Source organism: Chryseobacterium sp. Tr-659 (assembly GCF_011752975.1).
Classification (GTDB): domain Bacteria; phylum Bacteroidota; class Bacteroidia; order Flavobacteriales; family Weeksellaceae; genus Chryseobacterium.
This window is the reverse complement of the sequence record NZ_VWWP01000001.1, coordinates 197,623-219,370: the sequence shown is the minus strand read 5'-3', so window position 1 is coordinate 219,370 and position 21,748 is coordinate 197,623. Positions and strand designations below refer to the sequence as shown.

The 21,748-nt window shown below is 34.7% G+C and carries 12 protein-coding genes; 3 read left to right on the top strand and 9 right to left on the bottom strand.

The genetic code is table 11. The features are described from left to right. Window positions 1-3: 3 nt before the first annotated feature. From F3J23_RS00990 to F3J23_RS00965, 6 genes are all read right to left on the bottom strand, one after another. Window positions 4-3,072 (bottom strand): SusC/RagA family TonB-linked outer membrane protein, encoded by a 3,069-nt coding sequence (locus F3J23_RS00990; protein ID WP_167022740.1) that lies wholly within the window; start codon window positions 3,070-3,072, stop codon window positions 4-6. 379 nt (window positions 3,073-3,451) lie between these two features. Beyond that, the gene (locus F3J23_RS00985; RefSeq protein ID WP_167022738.1) at window positions 3,452-3,898 is read right to left on the bottom strand and encodes a lipocalin family protein; all 447 of its coding nucleotides are present in this window, start codon (window positions 3,896-3,898) and stop codon (window positions 3,452-3,454) included. A gap of 54 nt (window positions 3,899-3,952) precedes the next feature. Continuing rightward, a complete protein-coding gene (locus F3J23_RS00980; protein ID WP_167022735.1) occupies window positions 3,953-5,413 on the bottom strand; it encodes a SusD/RagB family nutrient-binding outer membrane lipoprotein in 1,461 nt (486 codons plus the stop codon). Between the two features lie 6 nt (window positions 5,414-5,419). Next, window positions 5,420-8,380, bottom strand: a complete 2,961-nt coding sequence (locus tag F3J23_RS00975; protein WP_167022732.1) for a SusC/RagA family TonB-linked outer membrane protein — start codon at window positions 8,378-8,380, stop codon at window positions 5,420-5,422. A 699-nt stretch (window positions 8,381-9,079) separates the two neighbouring features. Next, window positions 9,080-10,657, bottom strand: coding sequence for a SusD/RagB family nutrient-binding outer membrane lipoprotein (locus tag F3J23_RS00970; RefSeq protein WP_167022729.1), 1,578 nt, complete (start codon window positions 10,655-10,657; stop codon window positions 9,080-9,082). Window positions 10,658-10,670: 13 nt separating this feature from the next. Beyond that, window positions 10,671-13,706 carry a SusC/RagA family TonB-linked outer membrane protein gene (locus tag F3J23_RS00965; RefSeq protein ID WP_167022726.1) on the bottom strand — a complete coding sequence of 1,012 codons (3,036 nt, stop codon included), beginning with the start codon at window positions 13,704-13,706 and terminating at the stop codon, window positions 10,671-10,673. 545 nt (window positions 13,707-14,251) lie between these two features. On the opposite strand from F3J23_RS00965, the gene F3J23_RS00960 reads away from it, so the two are divergent. Continuing rightward, window positions 14,252-14,836 carry a ribonuclease HII gene (locus tag F3J23_RS00960; RefSeq protein WP_167022723.1) on the top strand — a complete coding sequence of 195 codons (585 nt, stop codon included), beginning with the start codon at window positions 14,252-14,254 and terminating at the stop codon, window positions 14,834-14,836. A 121-nt stretch (window positions 14,837-14,957) separates the two neighbouring features. Here F3J23_RS00960 and yidC read toward each other — a convergent pair whose 3' ends face one another. The 3 genes from yidC to F3J23_RS00945 form a co-directional block, all read right to left on the bottom strand. Then, window positions 14,958-16,781 carry a membrane protein insertase YidC gene (gene yidC / locus F3J23_RS00955; RefSeq protein ID WP_167022721.1) on the bottom strand — a complete coding sequence of 608 codons (1,824 nt, stop codon included), beginning with the start codon at window positions 16,779-16,781 and terminating at the stop codon, window positions 14,958-14,960. 204 nt (window positions 16,782-16,985) lie between these two features. Continuing rightward, a complete protein-coding gene (locus F3J23_RS00950; protein WP_167022719.1) occupies window positions 16,986-18,593 on the bottom strand; it encodes a CTP synthase in 1,608 nt (535 codons plus the stop codon). A 253-nt stretch (window positions 18,594-18,846) separates the two neighbouring features. After that, the gene (locus tag F3J23_RS00945; protein WP_167022717.1) at window positions 18,847-19,416 is read right to left on the bottom strand and encodes a YceI family protein; all 570 of its coding nucleotides are present in this window, start codon (window positions 19,414-19,416) and stop codon (window positions 18,847-18,849) included. Window positions 19,417-19,554: 138 nt separating this feature from the next. Between F3J23_RS00945 and radA the strand changes: the two genes are divergently transcribed. Both radA and F3J23_RS00935 read left to right on the top strand, forming a co-directional pair. Continuing rightward, window positions 19,555-20,904: a DNA repair protein RadA gene (gene radA, locus F3J23_RS00940; protein WP_167022714.1), complete on the top strand. Its 1,350-nt coding sequence runs from the start codon at window positions 19,555-19,557 to the stop codon at window positions 20,902-20,904. A 174-nt stretch (window positions 20,905-21,078) separates the two neighbouring features. Beyond that, window positions 21,079-21,672 (top strand): ACP phosphodiesterase, encoded by a 594-nt coding sequence (locus F3J23_RS00935; protein ID WP_167022711.1) that lies wholly within the window; start codon window positions 21,079-21,081, stop codon window positions 21,670-21,672. The last annotated feature ends 76 nt before the right edge of the window (window positions 21,673-21,748 follow it).

Here is a 21,748-nt window from a genome sequence, read left to right as displayed (position 1 = left end):
TATTTAGAAGTTAATAGTAAAGTTTGCGCCAAAAGTTCTGGTTGTTGGCATTGCCCCAATAGAATAACCTCGGGAAAGGTTACCTCCATTTACCCCTAAAGAAGAGCCTCCTGTGTAGCCCGCTTCAGGATCAGCATAGGGTAAATTCTTATGAATAATCCATAAGTTTCGTCCGAAAATTCCAAACTTCATGGACTTAATAAATGTATTAGCAAATAAACTCTTCGGAATATCAAAATAGATAGCAGCCTCTCTTAGTTTAACAAAAGTTGCATCATAAACAAACTGTTTAGATGGATAATTCCCTGAAGCTAATATTGAACCTGTTTCAGAAGGAGCATTACTTGCCGACAATGGAACATTATTAGGTACATACTGTCCATTTTGCATAACTACTCCTGGAAGAATCACCCCTGGCTCCCTAATTGCTAATGTTTCAGGATAAATACCTGTATCTGTTCCATATAACATGTCACCCGAAAATACACTACCTCCTTGCTGTCCATCAACTAAAAATGTAAATGTAAAAGCCTTATAAGTTATACTATTCCTTACACTCCAAGTCCAATCTGGCATAATATTACCAATACTGTTATTTCTTGATGTCGTAATCATATATGCCCCTGTCTGAGCATCAATAACTTTTTGCCCATCAGGAGAATACACAAAATCCGTCCCATGAATTTCGCCATATGGTTTACCCACTTCCGCATTAAATGTCACCGAATTTACACCAAGCCCCAACTGCAAATTGTTAATTCCTTCACTTAGACTCAGAACTTTATTTCTATTGATTGCCCAATTGACATTCATATCCCATTTAAAATCAGAAGTCTTAATAGGAGTTCCGTTCAATTGAACTTCTATACCTTTATTTTCAAGTTCTCCAGCATTATACCATTTTCTTGTATATCCAGAAGCTCCTGAAATAGGAACTAGTAGAATCTGATCTTTTGAATTGGTTTTATATGCACTGATATCAAATCCGATTCTATTTTTAAGGAATCTCGCTTCCATTCCTACTTCTATCTCTGTTGACCGCTCAGGCTTAAGATTTGAATTATTCTTATAACTAAATGGGTCTACAATAGGAATACCATTATATAAACTTCTAATATTATAAGTGTCAATTAATCTGTAATTATCTGTTGTCTTACCCACTTGAGCCCAGTTACCTCTAACTTTCCAAAAAGATAACCAACTTTGATTTACTAGATTGGATAATACAACAGAAGCTGAAAGCGATGGATAGAAATAAAGATTATTTCCATCTGGTAAATTTGAAGATAAATCTAAACTTCCAGTACCTTCTAAGAAATATGTATCTTTATATCCGAATGAAGCTTGTGCATATCCTCTAGGAAGTGTAGAAGCAGCCTTAAACTCTTTTGCTGGCAGAACCTGTCCTGCGGAATTTCTTATTGCATAAAGACCAGGCACAATTAAACCTTCACCAGATAAATCTGGCTCAGTAGATGCATCTATAGTTTCTATAACATTACGTCTTATAGATGTTCCTAATACTCCTCCTAAACTAATATCATTGTCAAACTTTTTATTATAATTTGCAAATAAATCAAAATTCAGCTCATTGGTATACAAATTACTCCTGTAGTAACCAGATGATGCATTTAACTGAGATAAACCAAATGCTTCGGCTTTACTTCCTACTGCTTTTCTAACCTCGTTAGTTTGGTAAGCAAAGTCAGTAGAAACTCGTCCTGTCAAACTAATAGCATCAGAAAATTTATAGTTTAACATACCATAGCCAAAGAATCTATTTCTACTATCACTTTGATAGTTTTGGTATCTGTCAAAATACGGATTGTTCCAGTATGCAGGGGTAAAAAATTTATCCGGGTCACTATAACCGTTTAGATTCCAGGTGATATTCTGTCCTGTATTAAAATAGGCATCTCTCAAGTCATATATATCAGTATTTGTCTGCCACCATTGTCTAAAACCAGTTAGAATATTATCATTATATCCTGTAGCATTTCTTCCTTTAGTATTCTGCATAGTTAAAGAAGAATATACTGTAGCAGTAAGTTTATCCGTAACTTTATAATCAAATTTAGCAGAAATAGTATTTTTTTTCTGCTCAGAATTGGGCATTACTCCTGTAGTTAGAAAATTGTTATAGTTAATTAAAACACTTGAATTTTCATTTCCTTTTTCTATCGTAATAGAATTAGAGGTTGTTTGTGCAGCTTGGAAAAAATCGACAGGAGTATTTTTTGCTGCAACCCATGGAGTTGCTTTGTGATATCCGGGCAATTGTGGATATAAAGAATTCCACTGATATACCATTAAATTAGGATCAAAAGCGGTTCCTACTGATGCATCGTTATTAGTTCCTACTACTAAATCTATTATACCATCTCCGTTTACATCTCTCTTCAGAAAGCTTGATCCTCCATAGCCCGAACCATATTTATTTTGATATTTCGCAAATGTTGATTTGTCAATTTCACCATATTGATATTCCGTTGATAGTGTTACTCCCCATTCTTTATCTTTTCTAGATCTCCCCTTTTTTGTTGTAATTACTACAACTCCTGCAGAAGCTCTTTCACCATATAGAGCGGATGCTGCTGCTCCTTTTAGTACGTTAATACTTTCAATATCATTAGGATTAATGTCGGAGATTGAGTTTCCTCCATCAAAAATTGTATAACTAGAAGAGATGGTACTATTATTATTACTTACTGGTACTCCATCGATTACAAATAATGCCTGATTATTTCCTCCAATAGACTTCATTCCTCTTATAACTACACTTGATGCCCCGCCAAAGTTTGCACTTGTTACAACTTGCACACCTGCTGCTTTACCTGCCATTTGGCTAGATAAGTTCCCTGTATTCGCTCCTTCTCTCAATACATCCCCTTTTATTTCTTGGGAAGCATAACCTAGTGCTTTCTTTTCTCTTTTAATCCCGAGTGCTGTTACAACAACCCCCTCAATCTCTTTTGTCTGTGCAGCAGTATCGTTTTTCTTCTCTTGTGCATTTACAATAGCCATCGAAGATGTCAATACTAAAACAAGCAGACTTGTTGTTAGTTTCTTCATATATCAAATTAATTTTATTTTGGCACAAATTTGACATATTTATTCAATAATATAATAACAAATGCTAAAAAAATATAAATTCCTCAATAAATTAAATCAAATAATGAAAATTAACCAAAACAATAAATCAATTTAAAAATATATGATAAAAAAATACTATAATTCAATAGAAGTAAATAAAAATTTAAAATAACACAAAATAAAATAATAAATCACTCACACATTGTTAAAAAATTAAGATAAAAAACAAAAAATTAAGAATTTAATTCAATAAAAAACTAACTTAACATCTACATTATCTTCATTAAGAAAAGCAAACAGCGATGGTATTGAACAAAAAAAACCGCCCGAAGGCGGTTTTTATATCTCTTAAAGATATTTATTCTTTTCTAAAAACGAGTATCGCATCATCATTTCCTGGTACATTATCCAGATTCTTACTACTATCATGAATTCGAAGTTCCGTATTGGAGTAAGACTGCACTTCTTTTTTCATGGTTTTAGTAGCTCCGTCTTCTGTATAAGTAAGCGTCAGAACATTGTATAGATTGTCATAATTCCACTTTCCAACAAAAGAATCTGATAAGTTACAATTGCCCGAAGCAGCTGTTTCATATCGATCATATGCTCCAGAGAAATCTGCATTAATTAACAATGTACCTTTGTCTTCACAATCATTTAGCACAATACTTTTGCCTCTAAATTCATACTTAAACGGTCTCCATGCTCCATTTATGCTTGCATTATCTACGACTACAGGATTATCATCATTATTAGAACATGAAATAATTCCCATCAATAAAGCAATTCCAATTAAATATTTCATATAAAGTATTTTCCATAACCGGTGAATCTATAGGTTCACCGGATTATTATTCAATTAAAATTTATCCCAGAAGATTTTTGTAGAAACCTTATCTCCACCTATTTTTGCTGCTGCCGCATTTACATTAGCAGAGTTTAAAAGGTATTCCTGATCAGAATAACGCATTCTAATAGGAACTGCTTCTACTCTTGAGTTAGGTGGATTCACAAATACAGGAAAATCCAGTCTTCTTGTAAAGTTCCAAGCCTGGAAACCTTTATTAAACATTGCTACCCAAGATTGTTCTCCAAGTGATTTTTTCCAATTGACAGCATCATATGGATTAGCAGCTATATATGTTGTAGCGTCTCCAGCACTTACTCCGTATTCTGTCATGGAAGCCATAATAGCATCTGAATATAGACTAGCCGCAGCTCCTCCTACATTAAATCCTCTTTGTGCAGCTTCCGCTCTTAAGAACATAATCTCCGTATAATCTAATAAGAATCCTTGTGCATTTTCTCCGGAGATGGCATCCGTAAAATGCGAATATTGTCCAAAAACGTTCTGTTTAGCATATTTCCCTCCAAGATACGCTCCGTTTACCATTGTAAACCAGATTGCTCTTCTTGGGTCGTTCTTCCCATTCATAAAGTTCATCAAGACATCTGAAGGTAAAAAGTCATTTCTACCTGATTGTATAACATCCTGATATACGGGATTAGACAACAAACCGGAAGGAAAAGTCTGCAACCCGAAATTATCTAACTTACCTGTAAACAATCCACCGCTATATGCCGCTTCTGCATAAGTTTTAGCTAATGCAGGCTCTACATCCGCAAGGGAAACAGCCATCCTGAATTTCAAAGAATTACCCATTTTCACCCATTTAGACATATCTCCTTTATAGATCAGATCATTAGAGTACCCTGTTGTAGTGGTATTGATCATAGCAAGAGCAGCATCAATTCTTTTAATTAGATCAAGATAGATAGTTTTAGCATCATCATAAGGAATTTCTGCATTTCCAGGATTATCAGCAGTTGCTTTCAACGCTCCAAAGTAAGGAATATCCCCATAGGTATCTACCAGATTGGCCCATGCATATACATTTACCAATTCAATCATAGCGATATTATTATTCTTCTTAACAGGATCTACTCCTTCAGTTTCGAGGAATCTTCTTGCATCTCTCAATGCAGAAAGAACTCCTGGAGAGTTTACAGTAGCAGATGCTGATGACATCATACGGTTGTAATGGTTTCGGGGAATAGGTCTTGATACCATATCATATCTTGACTCATCAATATATGTTGTTTCTGACCATTGCTGTGTAAAGAATCTGGTAATATTACGGTTAACGTTAACGTTTAGTATCTGATCAAGCAAAACTTGTTCTGCACTTGCAAAAAGCACACCCGAAGGGACTTCTGTTGGGTGCTTTGGATCTTCATTTAATGAAGTTATCTCCCTCTCACACGACGTGAAAGTTAATGCTAATGAAGCCAAACCTATAATTAAAAATATTTTTTTCATTTTTTTTTAGAATTTTAAAGTTATATCTATCCCTATATCACGAGTGGTAGGTAATACCCCGATAGACTGCCCTTTAGCAGCTAACCCGTTTCCTGTTCCTGCTTCCGGATCTGCATAAGGTAAATTCTTATGTATGATCCACAAGTTTCTTCCTACAATAGATATTTTTGCATCTCGAATAGAAGTATTCGCTAAAATAGATTTTGGCAAAGAATATCCAATACTAGCTTCTCTTAATTTCACATAAGAAGCATCGTATACGAATCTCTTATTTGGCATAACACCATATCCGTCTACACTTCCTGCAGATGAAGGATCACCTGCAACAGTTGTATTTACATTTCCATTTGGATTAACCCCCGGATTGATTACTCCGGTTTCTCTATAATTGGCAGTTTCCACATACAATCCTGTTGCTGTACCGTATGCCATATCCGGTGAATAGACATCTCCACCTTGCTTCACATCAATAAGGAAACTCAATGAGAATTCTTTATAACGGAAACTGTTTCTTACACCTCCTACCCAGTCCGGTGTAATATTTCCGATAACCTGGTTGTTATTTCTCAAATAGTTTCCGCTTACAGGGTCAACGATTTTATTACCGTTGGCATCATATTGATAATCTGATCCTACAAGAGCTCCAAAGGCCTGTCCAACACGAGCATTCAAAGAAACTCCGTTTTGATAAGTTGCTATTAAGTAGTTTTGAGAATTGCCATTTAGTGAAATCACCTTGTTTTCATTTTTAGACCAATTCACATTTATATCCCAGCTAAAGTTATCAGTTTTAAATGGTGTACCATTCAACTGAACTTCTATACCTTTGTTATCAATTTGTCCTGCATTAACCAAGAATGTTCTATATCCTGTAGCAGAAGATACCGGTAAATTGATGATCTGATCAAGCGTTCTTGTTTTATAAATAGCCACATCAAATCCTAATCTGTTTTTGAAGAACTGCGCCTCCATACCAAATTCAGTTTCTTTAGATCTTTGCGGTTTTAGATTAGGGTTGGCAAGGAAGAAAGGCTGATCAAATAATCCTTCTCCTCTTGCTTTGAATGTATTTGCCAATCTATAGTTAGTAGTAGAAGATCCTACTTCAGCATAGTTACCTCTTATTTTCCAGAAACTCAACCATGGCTGCTTCACAAATTCTGATAAAATAACAGCTCCTGTTGCTGAATAATAATCATAACTATTATTTCCTTTTGGTAAATTAGAAGACTGATCTACACGATAAGTACCATCAATGAATAAGAAGTTTTTATATCCGAAAGATGCAGTAGCATATAAACTCGAAGTTACCCATTTAGCGTAATTTTCATCAGGTGGAAGTATTGTTCTTACTGAATTCGAAATAGCAAATAAACCTGGTTTAGACAATCCACCTTCTGTACTCATGTATATATTATCGATCAGGTTTCTTCTAACGTTTCCTCCCGCAATACCACTTACATTTAAATCTGGAGTGATATCAAATTTATAGTTAGCAAACAAATCAAAATTCATTTCAGAATTTTTAACATTTGTTCTAGCATACCCTGATCCAACGTTAAGTCCTGAAGCTCCAAAAACCTGAGGCAACGATCCGTTCATTAATCTTTCTTCTACAACCATCTGCAAATCATCATAAGATAATTTTCCGGTTATCCCAAAGTTTTTAGAAACATCATATTTTAATTGTGCATAGCTAAAAATCCTTGTTCTGTCATCTGATTGATAACTCTGATATCTTTGGAAATAAGGGTTATTCCAATATTGAGGAGTCCCATCAGTCGCTGAAGTTCTATTCCAGGAAAAGTTACTATTACCATTGTTAGCATATGCATTTTTCAAAGCATAAACATCTAAGTTAGTCTGCCACCATTGTCTGAAACCAGAAACAATGTTATCCGAATATCCTGTTTCATTACGCCCTCTTGTCCCCTGTAAAGTTAAGGTCGTGAAAACAGAAGCATGTAATTTATCTGTAAAATCATGATTGAATTTAGCAGAAATAGTGTTTTTTCTTAACTCTGAATTAGGCATCAAACCATTGGAAAGCATATTAGAATATGACAAGGAAAGGTTTGAAGTTTTATTTCCTTTTTCAATGGTTAATGTATTAACGTAAGTAACCGGTGTGTCAAAAAATTTGATTGGTCCGTTTTTAGCAGCTACCCAAGGAGTAGGCTTTCCATAATTAGGTGAGGAAGGGTCAAATGAATCCCATTGGTACACTAATAAATTAGGATTAAATGCAGGTCCGTACGATGCATCATCTCCGAAGTTAGCGTAATTATATCCTCCAGGTCCGGGATCTTCATTCCAGGATTCCCCTCCATATCCGGCACCATACCTTGTCTGATATTTTGGGAAAGTAGACTTATCAATAAAACCAGCTGTAATTCCTGAATTTAAAGTAACTCCCCAACTTCCATCATTACCTCCTCTACCACTTTTGGTGACGATCAAGATTACCCCATCACTACCTCTTTCTCCATATAAGGCAGATGCTGCAGCACCTTTTAGCACGTTGATTGATTCAATATCTTCCTGATTGATATCTGACAAAAAGTTACCATAGTCAAACGGCGCCCCTGTTGTCACTGTAGTATTGTTAACAGGTGAACCGTCGATTACAATAAGCGGAGACCCTCCTGATAGAGATTTATACCCTCTGATCAAAAGGTTCGCTGATCCACCAAAGTTATTGTTTGTATTTACTTGTAATCCGGCAACTTTACCTGAAAGAAGTGAGGCTACGTTTCCTGTATTAGTAGTACCGCCTGTTAATTCCGCCGCCTTTACTTCTTCAGAAGCATACCCCAGAGACTTTTTCTCTCTTTTAATTCCAAGTGCAGTTACTACCACACCTTCTATCTCTTTTGTTTTAATTGTGTCATTCTTCTGCTGAGCTTGTGCTACAGCAATCGAAGATGACAATACTAAAACAAGAAGACCTGTTGTTAGTTTCTTCATATCAAATTTAATTTTTGTGACTTTACAAATTTGTAAAACTTTATTAACAACACAAAATAAATTCTAAAAAAAATATTAATTATTTAAAAATTATAAATAAAAACGCCAAAAAAACTACTAAATTAAGTTAAAAATATATTTTTTAATAAAAACAAATGAAATTAATTGATATTTTTTTTTAGAAATATCAATCATATCAATTATATTTTTTTCAACAAGTAAAAACAAAAAACATAAAAAATAAAACATTGATTTACAGTAACATAAAAAAGATATTAGTAATAAAAAATAAGTACCACAAAAATATACAATGCTATGCATATTTATTTTTTTCATCATCAAGAAGTGAAAAATAATTCGTAAAACTCGCCTATAACCAACAAACACAAAAGAGAAATCATAATTAAATTAACTTATTTAACAAATAAAAGCATATAGTTATATCGCCTCAAAAATGTATTTATATGAGAATAGGAGAAAGAAAAACAACTAAAAAAACAGTAAATACACCCCTAAAAAAAATCTATTTATACTAATTCATCACTCTTATTTTCAAATAAACAAGAAGCCGGATGTGATGAAAAAAGTATATTTAAGCTTCCCGTAAATAGAAGCAAATGATAAAAATCCTTAATTATTTAAATAAAAAAACCGCCCGAAGGCGGTGTAAAATATATTGAAATTTGTAAGCAAATTGAATTAGTTTCTTGCCCAGAACGGGGTGAACTGATTTTTACTGAAAACGTCAGCGTTACTTATCGCCGGAACATTACTAGCATTTCCAATATACTCAGAAAGAGGGTATATTAATCTATTAGGCTTAGGATTAGACGCAATTGTTGCTAATGGGGTTACAGGGAAACCTGTTCTTGTATAATCAAAGAATGATTGCTCAGGATTAACCCCAGTCAACGCAATCCACTTTTGAGTCATAATTGCTTCTAATTTATTAGCGTCAGTTCCTGTCCAACCCAGACCTGCAACATTTTGTATCGCAGTAAGGTAAGCAGCAGAACCACTTGCACCAAAGAAACTATAAGACGCAGTAACAGCAGTTGTAAAATTACCTGCGGCATTAGAGAATAAGCTAGGATATCTTAAAGCAGCTTCTGCCTGTAAGAATTTAGACTCCGCTCTCGTCATAATACAACCTGATTTAGCTGAAGCCATCTCTACATATTCTCTTGTAGTAGTAGGTGTACCAGCACCAATAGTAATACCATAATTAAATCTAGAAATAGCTGTCGGCACTCCTGGCTGACCAGGTAAATTTCCTTGTCTAATTCCAGACACCTCTCCTCCAACAAGAGTGAACATTCTTGATCTTCTACCATCTACAATTGTATTAAACTTTTGATATACAGGTCGGGAATCTCCACCTGGATTACCGTTCAAAACGATTGCCATATGCTCAGAAGCAACATTGATAGAATAATTCGCTGCCCTTGTCCCAGAACTCACATACACATAGAAGTTGGTAAATGGATTTTGCTGTGCATCATTAGCTGCAGAATATCCAGGGTTTTCTAAAACATCTTCATCAATGAAGTCAGCTCCACTGAGGGATGCCAATTTTTGATCTCTATAAGCAGCCAAATCACCCGTAACATTAGACATTCTTAATAAAAATCTTAGTTTTAAAGTGTTGGCAAAAGCTATCCATTTATCATTATCTCCATGAAAAACAATATCACTAGTAGGTGTGTCCCCTAAACCAGATTCAAATAATTCTATTGCATTATCAATATCTGCAATAGAAGCTTTATAAATATCTTCTCCTTTATCATATTTTGGCGTCAGATTATCCTGCCCTTTAAAAGCTTGAGAATAAGGCATATCACCATACAAATCCGTTAATATTTGCACATAGTTAGCTTTCATAATTTTAGCAATCGCCTTATGCTGAACATATTGATTACCCGGATCATTATATGTAATAACCTTTTCAAAATTAGCTATTCCTCTAAAAATATTATCCCAAACATCATTATAAAATGTATTGGAAACATTAGGTTTATAATCATCAATAAATGGAGCACCATACACTAAAGAGTTTCCTGCTGTAGAATTCATCACTACGCTAGCAAACCTATTCAATGTCTGAGATTGTTTTGCATAGGTTGATGTTATACCAACTGGAAGTAATTCATTAGGAGTAACCTTATCAATTGAAATATTATTAGGATCTTCATTTATATCAAGATATCTGTCGCATGACACAGAAGCAAATAACATTGATATAGATAAAATTGCTGTCGTTATTTTTATATTTTTCATTTTTTTAAAATTTTTAGAATGTAGCTTTTAAGTTAATTCCAAAAGATCTTTGAGAAGGATATTGTTCTGCAAGGGCAATACCTGCACCATTACCACTTGTGTAAGAAGTCTCAGGATCAGCATAGTTTCTGTTTTCTTTTGAATACACAAAGAATGGATTTCTTGCAAATAATCCCACAGTAATACCAGTTACAAAAGTTGATGATAAGACTGATTTCGGAACATCATAAGACAAACCAATTTCTCTCACCTTAAATGCAGAAGCATCTAAAACCATCGGTTCTCCAAGTCTTTGTAAAGACTGTGAACTAAAATATCCTGCTACACCATCATAATCTGCTGTACCTCCAACTGGTGTAGAGTTCTGAACATACTGCCCGTTTACCACCTGAACAGAGTTAGGAATCACATACCCTTGACTTCTGTCAAAGCCAGCCGTTTCTTCACTAGCTCCAGCAAATGTTAAGATACTTTTACTCAATGAAGCGAACTTACCTCCTTTGCGGTAATCCATAGTAGCTGAAAGTGTAAAGCCTTTGAACCTTAAAGAAGTATTAAATCCAAGCGTATAATCCGGAGTTACTCTACCCATACTGCTTAAAGCGGTATTTTGTAATGGAACACCATCCGCTCCTACAATAATTCTTCCCTGATCATCTCTCTGGAAAGTAGTAGCCTTGATAACCTGTAAATCAGATCCTTTAATAGCAAACACTCCAATTCCAACCGTTGTATATGGCACTGCAAGTGCAACTTCATCTAAACCATTTGGTAAATCAAGTACTGTAGATCTTGACTTAGCAAAAGAAGCTCTCATATTCCAAGTAAAGTTTTGTGATTTAAACGGCGTAATACCTAAATCAATTTCAAACCCTCTCATTCTGGTTTTACCAAAATTATCTTTTAGGTTACTTAGCCCCGATGTATTTGAAACGTTAGCATTAGTAATCAAATCCTTAGTATCAGACTGATAGATGGAACCTTCTAAAGTAATACGGTCATTTAAAAATCCTAACTGAACATTTAAGTCGTAAGTAGAAATAAACTCAGGCTTAATTGTTCTGTTTGTCTGTGTTGCGTCTACACCATACCCAGGTAGATTAGGGAAAGGATAACCAGCAGGCGCAACACCTACGTTAGAAGTATCATAAGGCAATACTGCAGATGTATTTCCAACTTTGGTATATCCCGGAGCGATTTTAATATAATTGATGATATTATTTCCTTTTAGAGCTTCGAAAGCCTTTGTAGGAATAAACGAAAGACCAACAGAATAATAAGGATATGATTTATTATGAACCTGCCCATTATAATAAGTAGAAAGTACAGAACTTTCTTCAATTCTAAAAGTAGAGTTTAAGAATAAGTAATCCTTGTATGATAAATCCAAGTTGGCAAATCCCGCAACAGTCCTTTGTCTTGTTGTTGTATTTTCAAAAAGGATATTGTCTAATGCTGTAGCTCCTGTTGAGTTTCCAGGTTGAATAAGATTGGTCACATTTCGAATATCATACCATCCTGGAACCACCAAATTTGTTCCTCCCATTGATCTGGCAGTTCTGTAGCTATCCTGAATGTTATTACCAATATTCAACTTTAAGTTAACATCATCCGTAAGATCATAATTAAAATTCAACATTAGATCTCCGTAGTAACTTCTTGTACTTACCGTACGATTGATATAATATGAATCATAATTAGAACTTCCTGTGTAATCCTGTAATGTTCCACCATCCAATACTAACCCACTACCCATGTACACCTGAGTGGCTTTGAAACCGTCATCATGGTTGTCAGATCTTGAATTATTTAAGTATAAGTTACCAGTATATGTTAAATTGATATTCTTATTAAATTCATATTGTAAAGCTAAAATACCCGATAAGTAATCATTAACGGTATTCTGTCTTGTATGTTCGATTTGATAATAAGGATTTTTTGTAAACGCAGAAGGCCCTCCCTGAATACCAGAATATCTATATTTTCTAATATCATTCATTGAAGGCATCTGAAGAATATCACTGTATAAATCTGAACTAGACTGGTTTGTTATTTTACTAATATAATTAACTGTTCCATCAATTCTTAATTTATCCAGCTTTTTCCCTGCTTTTAATAAAAAGCTATTTTGTGTTAATCTATCTCCATCAACAACAAAGTCATTTTCTAACCTGTTAATTGATAACATAGCATAAGAATCACTTCCTCCTGAATTAATGGTAAGTCCATTTTGGAAAATTACTCCGTTCTTGAAAAACTTAGAGAAATGATTATCGATAGGAGCATATTTTTCGTAAATAAATCGATCATCTCCCTGTGGAAGCCCCGATGGCATCATTTGTCCTGCAATTTTCGGATCATTATAAGCAGGGCCCCAGGACATATTTTCAAAAGGCACATACGTTGTACCATTATAATCTATATCTCCCGCACTAAAAGCTTGCTCATGAGGATACCCTTTACCATATTGCTTCTGTATTATAGGAAATTTAAAAGCTTGAGTCATCTGAATTGAAGAAGTTAGCGTAAACTGCATTTTTTCACTTTTCGCTCCCTTTTTAGTAGTTACAATAATAACCCCATTCACCCCTTGCTGCCCATAAAGTGCTGCACCTTGAAGTCCTTTAATTACGTTAACGTTTTCAATAACTTCAGGAGGCAACTGAGCTAATACTGAAGCAGAAGAAATAACATTATCAATAACAACTAGAGCTTCATTACCTCCTGAGATTGATTTATTTCCTCTGATCACTATCCTACTTGAAGCTCCTACACTATTATCAGTTTGTGTAATCTGCAATCCTGACACTTTACCCGTTAGAGCCTGAACAGCATTTGGAGCAGAGGCTTGGTTCAATTCTTTAGTGCCTACTACTTGTTGTGCATTGGTAACGGCATCTGCCTTTTTCTTAATACCTAAGGCACCGGTAACCACAACTTCTTCAATTGTCTTTGTTTTTATTGTATCTGTTCCTTTTTGTTGAGCATTTACAATAAAAAAAGACGAAGAAAGTGCTACAATTAGTACACTAGTTGTTAATTTCTTCATGTTAATTCAATTATTTTTTACAGGCTACAAATTTGTAAAACTTTCTTAAAAACACAAAATATTTTCTTAAAAAATTATAAAAGATTGTATTTTTTTCAATAAAAACTTCAATAAAAACTTCAATATTTGCTAAAACAACAACATTTAACAAATAATCAAAAGAAAAAGAAATCTTTTTTTTTTAATACCCCAATACCCCACTCATTAAAAACAATTCAAAGTAAAAGAAACAAAACACAGCAAAACCAATTGATTTATAAATATTTAAGCAAAACAACTCAAACAAAACAAAATAACTTTATAAAATATACAATACAACTATTCATATTTTTTTCATCACTAAAGAGAGATAAAACACAAGTAACTAAACATAATAATGTTTTCATCAATAAAAAATGTCATTTTGATAATAGACATTAATTAATAAACATTGAAAAATAATCTAAAAAAACAACAATCTAACTCTTATAATATTTAACAAAATCATTAGGCTCTTTAGCTAATATTTTTATTTTTTTTAACTTTACGTCTTATCTTGGTAAAACATGGAATTAATAAAAAACTGGTCAAATCTTTACATCGAAGCCGGATGTGATGAAGTAGGAAGAGGATGTTTAAGCGGGCCGGTTGTAGCTGCTGCCGTGATTTTAGATGATAATTTCAAGCAGAGCCTGGTGAATGATTCAAAAAAATTAACCTTCAAAACCAGGATGGATTTAGACAGCTATATCAAAGACAATGTAAAAAATTACGCTATTGCAGAACTTCCGCCTTCCTTTATTGATGAACATAATATTCTTAATGCAAGTATCCATGCCATGCATCGTGCATTAGATCAACTGGTCATAAGACCGGAGCTTATTTTAGTTGATGGTAATAAGTTCCATCCCTACAATTATATTCCACACCAATGCATTATTAAAGGAGATTCAAAGGTTTTATCCATTGCAGCGGCTTCTATTCTTGCTAAAAACTACAGGGACCAATTAATGATCAAGCTTCATGAAGAGCACCCGGAATACGGATGGGATACCAATTTTGGATACGCTACAAAAAAGCATCAGGAAGCGCTTATAAAATATGGTCCCACCATACACCACAGACGTTCTTTCAGACTGAAGTATGACTAAAAGTAAGGTTTAAAGGATTATCAATTTTTCACATTTAATGGAAAAATTTAAATTCAATCTAAATAAAAAAGAGAAGTAATACATCATTACTTCTCTTTTCTATTCTATTATTTATTACAGATTATTTCTTTTTGTTTTTCATTTGCTGCTGAGTTTGTTGCTGCTCCTGAGCTTTCTCCATCATCTCTCTCATTCTCTTCTGGAATTTACCTTCTGCTTTCGGTTTTTCCTTATTAGATTGGATCTGAGCGTGAATCTTCTTCTCATCCAGAATCCAGTATTTAATAACCAGAATAATCAGAATGTTGATCGCATTCGATACAAAATAATACCATGAAAGACCAGATGCAGACGTGTTAAGGAAGAACAGGAATGTAATCGGGAAGATATACATTAATACCTTCATATTTGGCATTCCTTCTTGCTGAGGCTGCTGCATATTTCCTGAAGTCATTACCGTATAAATTAAAATAACAACGGTACACGCCAATGCAAATATACTTAAGTGATCTCCAAGGAAAGGAACTTTAAATGGAAGTTTGATCAAGTCGTCATAAGCCGTTAAATCTTTTGCAAACCAGAAGCCTTGTCCTCTCAAATCAATAAAGTTCGGGAAGAAACGGAATAAAGCATAGAAAATAGGAATCTGAACCAATGCCGGTAAACATCCTGCCATCTGGTTCACACCTGCTTTTCTGTAGACCTCCATGGTTGCCTGCTGTTTTTTCATCGGATCTGCATCCTTGAACTTCGCATTCACCTCATCAATTTCCGGACGGATTACTTTCATCATCGCACTCAGCTTATGTTGCTTATACATAATTGGCGATAGAATTAACTTAACAATGATTGTCATTACAAAAATTACCCAACCGGCAGATAATCCCCAGCCGGCGATGATAGCATAAAGCCACATAAAGAAATAACGGTTCATTGCTCCGATAAATGACCATCCTAGCGGAAGAATTTCATCAAAGTTCTTATCATAAGATTTAAGCAATGGTAAATCTAATGGCATAAAATACCACGTAAAATCCTGATTCAATTCACTTCCGGTCATCTGAACAAAACCTTCGTAGTTGAATTTCTTCAGATACTCTCCTTCCTCTACATTTTCCTGGTTTCCTTTACTTTGGGTAAATCCGTTTTTAGCTTCAATTACGGAAGAGAAAAACTGCTGTTTTACACCAATCCAGTTAAGGGTTTCCTTTTCTTCCGTCATTGTTGTTCTTCCGTCATAATCATAATCTTTATAATTATTGAAGGCATATGAGAATTCTGAGTGAGATTGCTCCTGTGCTCTACCTTTCTCCAGATTTCTTACACTATAATCCCAGATGAAATCTGCTTTATTGTCAGAAGTAATTTTGGAAAGCCCCTGTGTTCTTACTTTAAAATCAAGAGCAAACTGATCTTTCAGCTCTGCTTTAGGATTGTTGTTTAAAGTATAAATAAATTGAATTACAGCTCCATTATAATCAGCTGTTAAAGTAAGTGAATTTCCGTTTACAACTGGTGAGAAAACTAAATCTTTAGTATTAACAACCTTTCCTGTTTTATCTTTAAACTGGAAGCCGTAGTTTGAGTTATTTTTATTGATCAGATAAAGTGGCTGATCTGCGTTATCAGTTTTGTGGTTGTATGCTTTATATTTTAAAAGCTCCACTTTGGAAACCTGTCCTCCTAAGCTTGAAAATTCAATTTTCAATTCACTGTTTCCAAGACTTGCTGTCTGGATTGAATTAGGAGTTACATTTGGATTGATATTATTTGCCTGAGTTTGTTTTACGGCATTTTTCACCTGTTCCGTTTTCTGCTGCTGAGCTTTCAACTCTGCTTCTTTCGTTTGTTTGTTCTGGAAATAGAACATAAAACCGAAAAGAACAAGGCATAAAACCGCGAAACTAATCATCTGCTTCTTATCGATTCCGTTGTTTTGTTGCATTTTATTTTTATTATAATTAAAATTTCCTATTTCTGGCTTACTACAGAACTATAAGAAAACTGATAAATCTGTAGCAAATTTGAGCTGACAAAAATACTGTTTTTTTATCAAAACTCTATACTATAATACATTAGTATATAATAAACTCAGGCTGAGAAAAATCAACCTGAGTTTATTTGTAGACGTTTATGATAATAAATTACCTTATTTCTTTTCGCAGGCCTTAATGAAAGCTCTGAACAAAGGATGAGGAGTAGCTACCGTACTCTTATATTCCGGGTGATACTGAACCCCTACATAGAACGGATGGTCAGGAAGTTCAAGAGCTTCTACCAATCCTGTTTCAGGGTTAGTTCCTGTTGCCAAGAAACCATTTTTTTCAAATTCCTGAAGGTAATCACTGTTGAATTCATAACGGTGGCGGTGTCTTTCGGAAATATTTTTACTTCCATAGATATCGAATAGTTTAGAACCGTTTTTCAAAGAACATTTCCAGGCTCCAAGACGCATTGTTCCTCCTTTATCCACAATGTTTTTCTGTTCTTCCATTAATGAAATTACAGGATCCGGAGTAGCCGTATCAAACTCCATTGAGTTTGCTTTGGTATGTCCTAAAACATTTCTTGCAAATTCAATCGTCATAATCTGCATTCCTAAACAGATTCCTAACATCGGAATTTTATTTTCTCTTGCATATTTTGCAGTTAGAACTTTTCCTTCAATTCCTCTGTCTCCGAAACCTGGTGCTACAAGGATACCATTTACTCCTTTAAGCGTATCTTTAATGTTTTCCTCTGTAATATCTCCACTGTACACCCATCTTACTTTTACTTCAGTTTCAAGGTCAGCTCCTGCATGTTTGAAAGCTTCAGCAATAGAAATATAAGAATCCTGAAGGGAAACATATTTACCTACTAATGCAATTTCAACTGTTTTCTTAGGATTCTGGAATTTTTTAAGGAAACTTTTCCAGTCTTTAAGGTCAGCATCTTTATCGCTTTTCAGATCCAGTTCTTTCAATACAACATCATCAAAGTTCTGCTTCTGAAGATACATTGGAACTTCGTAGATGGTTTCAAGATCTTTGCATTCGATTACATTATCTAAAGGAACATTACAGAACTGAGCCAGCTTTGCTCTCTGATCTTTTGGAATTTTATGTTCCGTTCTGCACACTAAGACATCTGCCATAATTCCGCTTTCCATTAATTGGCGAACGGAGTGCTGGGATGGTTTTGTTTTTAATTCTCCACTTGAAGCCAGATATGGCAATAAAGTCAGGTGGATCACCATAGAATTACGTTCTCCCAATTCCCATTTCAACTGACGAACAGTTTCAATGTATGGTAAAGATTCAATATCTCCCACAGTTCCTCCGATCTCAGTAATAATGATATCGTAGTTCTGTTTGGAAAGAATTTTAATTCTACGTTTGATTTCGTTAGTAATATGAGGAATTACCTGAACTGTTTTTCCGAGAAAGTCTCCTTTTCTCTCTTTTTCAATTACAGTCTGGTAGATTTTTCCTGTTGTAACGTTGTTGTTTTGGGATGTAGGAGCATCAAGGTAACGCTCGTAGTGACCTAAATCCAGATCCGTCTCCGCACCATCTTCAGTCACATAGCATTCTCCATGCTCATAAGGATTCAAAGTTCCCGGGTCGATATTGATATAAGGATCAAGTTTTTGGATCGTTACGTTAAAACCGCGTGATTTTAGCAATAGTCCCAGAGAAGCAGACACGATTCCTTTTCCCAAAGATGAAGTTACACCTCCTGTCACAAAGATGTATTTTGTATTCTTTTTACTCATTAGATTAGGTTTGTGCAAAGTTATGGGAAAAAGAAACACAAAGCAATCTTTTAGATTTTGAAATTAGGAAAACAGTGTTCAAACAATTATAAAACCTGATTAAAATTGTATGGAAAAATAAATTTTTAAAGCTGATTACAAATTAAATTTTATCATTTACGATGCTAAGATCCTTTATACTTTGAAAGAAATCAATAAAAAAAGGTTCTCCGGATAAACTGGAGAACCTTCTTATTAATTTTATCTTAAAAAATTATTGCTTAATCAATTCAAAATAGACATTCACTTCAACATCTTTTGCAATACCAGCCCCGGAAGGATCATATTTGATACCATAATCCAAACGGTTTACTGTAAATTTTGCCTGAATCCCCATAATCTCTTTTCCTTCCCGGTTTTTTGTAATTCCTCCAAATGTTACAGGAACACTGATTTCCTTCTCCACTCCTTTCATGCTCAGTTTCCCTTTAAGAATATAACTATTATTTTTATCCTTCGTGATAGAAGTACTTTTAAACTCAATGGCAGGATATTTCGCGGCATCAAAAAATTCTTCACTTACTAGATGTTTGTCTCTCATTTCTACTCCTGTATTAATGGTACGAACACTTACGGCAAAATTAAAATCAGCATTATCAAGATTAGCGGCGCTGTTAACCACTCTTCCGTCGAATTTATCAAATCTCCCCTGTACAAAGCTAATTCCCATATGTTTAATATTGAAATTAATTGAAGAGTGCATTGGATCCGCTTCCCAGGTTCCTTGTGCAAATGTGGCAACACTTAAAAGCGCAAATAAGAAAGATAAAAATACTTTTTTCATTGTAATGATATTTTACATTAATATTTCAATTGAATGGAGCTAAGATATGAAAGATATTTCGACCATGATTCTATTTGTTTACTAATATTAAATCAATTTAAGTCCTGAAAAAAAATGCTTTTTTTATAACTTCGCAGTATGGCAAAACTGAAAACAGCATATTTCTGTCAAAATTGTGGTACGCAATATTCTCAATGGATGGGACAATGCAAAAACTGCGGACAATGGAATACTTTGGTAGAAGAAGTGGTTGAAAAACCTTCTCATAAAACTCCGCCTTTTTCAAAATCCAAGCAGCATGTGATTAATATTGTTGAAGTGGAAACCAGTGAAGAGCCAAGAATAAAAACACCTTCCGAGGAGCTTAACCGTGTTCTTGGTGGAGGAATTGTTCTTGGTTCTGTTACCCTTATTGGTGGTGAACCCGGCATTGGAAAATCTACCCTTCTGCTTCAGCTTGCTTTAAAAATGAAGAAAAAGGTTTTCTATGTTTCCGGGGAAGAAAGTGCTTCCCAGATTAAAATGAGAGCAGACAGACTTACGGACATTCAAAATCCTAACTGTTTTCTTTTTACTGAAACCTCTCTGGAAAAAATTCTTCATGAGGCTAAAAAACTGGAACCTGATTTTATGATTATTGATTCTATTCAAACTTTGCAATCCCAGTTGATCGAAAGTTCTCCGGGAACGGTTTCACAAATCAGAGAATGTTCCAATGAAATCATTAAATATGCCAAAGAAAATAACACTCCTGTATTTCTGGTAGGCCACATTACAAAAGATGGACAAATTGCCGGGCCAAAGGTTCTGGAACATATGGTAGATGTGGTTTTAAATTTCGACGGAGACAGAAATCATCTTTTCAGATTATTGAGAGCCAATAAAAACCGTTTTGGATCTACATCCGAAATCGGGATCTACGAAATGATCTCACAGGGCTTAAAAGAAATAAAAAATCCATCTGAAATCCTTATCACCAAGAAATTTGAGGAGCTTTCCGGAAATTCGGTGGCTGTAACTCTGGAAGGCAACAGGCCTATGCTCCTGGAAATTCAGGCATTGGTAAGTACAGCAGTGTATGGTACTCCTCAGAGAAGTTCTACCGGCTTTGATTCCAAAAGGCTGAATATGCTTCTGGCCGTACTGGAAAAAAGAGCAGGTTTCCAACTGGGAGCCAAAGACGTCTTCCTGAATATTACCGGAGGTATTAAGACTGATGATCCTGCTCTGGATCTTGCGGTCATAGCATCAGTTCTTTCTTCAAACGAAGATATTGCCATCTCTGAACATTATTGCTTTGCCGGAGAAATTGGATTAAGCGGAGAGATCCGTCCGGTTGCCCAGATTGAACAGAGAATTACCGAAGCGGAAAAACTAGGATATGAAAAAATATTTGTTTCCAATCTTAATAAAATTCCGAAGAGAAAATTTGGGATAAAGATTGAGGAAGTGAGTAAGATTGAGGATTTCCATGAAAGGCTTTTTTAGAATGAAAAACTATGAATAAATGTGAATTGCCCGTTTTGCTTCGCAAGTGAATCGTCAATTAGGTTATATATAAAAATTCACTTGCGAAGCGGATTCACTATTCACCATTCACCATTCACCATTCACTATTTTATTATTATATCATGATTCACATTTAATTCATACCTTTAAATTATGAATTATCTGGCGCACTCTTTTCTTTCTTTTACCGACGGGCAGATCGTGGGGCAGTTTCTCGAGGATTTTATCCGCAACAGAGAGCGTTTTTCATTCCCAAAAGATATTCAGGACGGAATTACGATGCACAGAGCAATTGATACTTTTACAGACTCTCACCCTGCCATTCATGAAGCCAAAAAAGCATTCGCTCCTCTTGTAAGACTCTATGCCGGCGCTTTTGTAGATGTAGCTATGGATTACTTTGTTGCCAATGATCTTTCTCTCCATTCTCAGACTGAATGGAAAGCTCATTCTCTCAAAGTTTATAGGGTCTTAAATGACAATATGAAATGGCTGCCTGAAAACTTTAAAAGAATGCTGATTAAAATGGAGCAGGACGACTGGCTCTATAACTATCGTGAAGACTGGGGTATTAAGTTCAGCATCCAGAATGTATTGAATAAAGCAAAATATCTGGATAAAGATATTCCCGTTTTTGAGGCATTTTTAAATAATAAAGACCATCTTCAACAGTGTTATGATGACTTCTTCCCAGACCTTTTGGCTCACACAAAAGGAATCAATAATCTGCTGCAGATGGAAAATTGATTCATAAAAAAACACCTGTATCAACAAGTGTTTTCAGATTTGTGTTATTAGAATCTTTTGTCGCAGGTTTTGGTAA

Bases quoted from the DNA above. Each gene is read 5' to 3' on its own strand.
- F3J23_RS00965 (WP_167022726.1), bottom strand. From the start codon at position 13,706: ATGAAGAAATTAACAACTAGTGTACTAATTGTAGCACTTTCTTCGTCT.
- F3J23_RS00985 (WP_167022738.1), bottom strand. From the start codon at position 3,898: ATGAAATATTTAATTGGAATTGCTTTATTGATGGGAATTATTTCATGT.
- F3J23_RS00945 (WP_167022717.1), bottom strand. From the start codon at position 19,416: ATGAAAAAAGTATTTTTATCTTTCTTATTTGCGCTTTTAAGTGTTGCC.
- F3J23_RS00990 (WP_167022740.1), bottom strand. From the start codon at position 3,072: ATGAAGAAACTAACAACAAGTCTGCTTGTTTTAGTATTGACATCTTCG.
- yidC (WP_167022721.1), bottom strand. From the start codon at position 16,781: ATGCAACAAAACAACGGAATCGATAAGAAGCAGATGATTAGTTTCGCG.
- F3J23_RS00950 (WP_167022719.1), bottom strand. From the start codon at position 18,593: ATGAGTAAAAAGAATACAAAATACATCTTTGTGACAGGAGGTGTAACT.
- radA (WP_167022714.1), top strand. From the start codon at position 19,555: ATGGCAAAACTGAAAACAGCATATTTCTGTCAAAATTGTGGTACGCAA.
- F3J23_RS00960 (WP_167022723.1), top strand. From the start codon at position 14,252: ATGGAATTAATAAAAAACTGGTCAAATCTTTACATCGAAGCCGGATGT.
- F3J23_RS00935 (WP_167022711.1), top strand. From the start codon at position 21,079: ATGAATTATCTGGCGCACTCTTTTCTTTCTTTTACCGACGGGCAGATC.
- F3J23_RS00980 (WP_167022735.1), bottom strand. From the start codon at position 5,413: ATGAAAAAAATATTTTTAATTATAGGTTTGGCTTCATTAGCATTAACT.
- F3J23_RS00970 (WP_167022729.1), bottom strand. From the start codon at position 10,657: ATGAAAAATATAAAAATAACGACAGCAATTTTATCTATATCAATGTTA.
- F3J23_RS00975 (WP_167022732.1), bottom strand. From the start codon at position 8,380: ATGAAGAAACTAACAACAGGTCTTCTTGTTTTAGTATTGTCATCTTCG.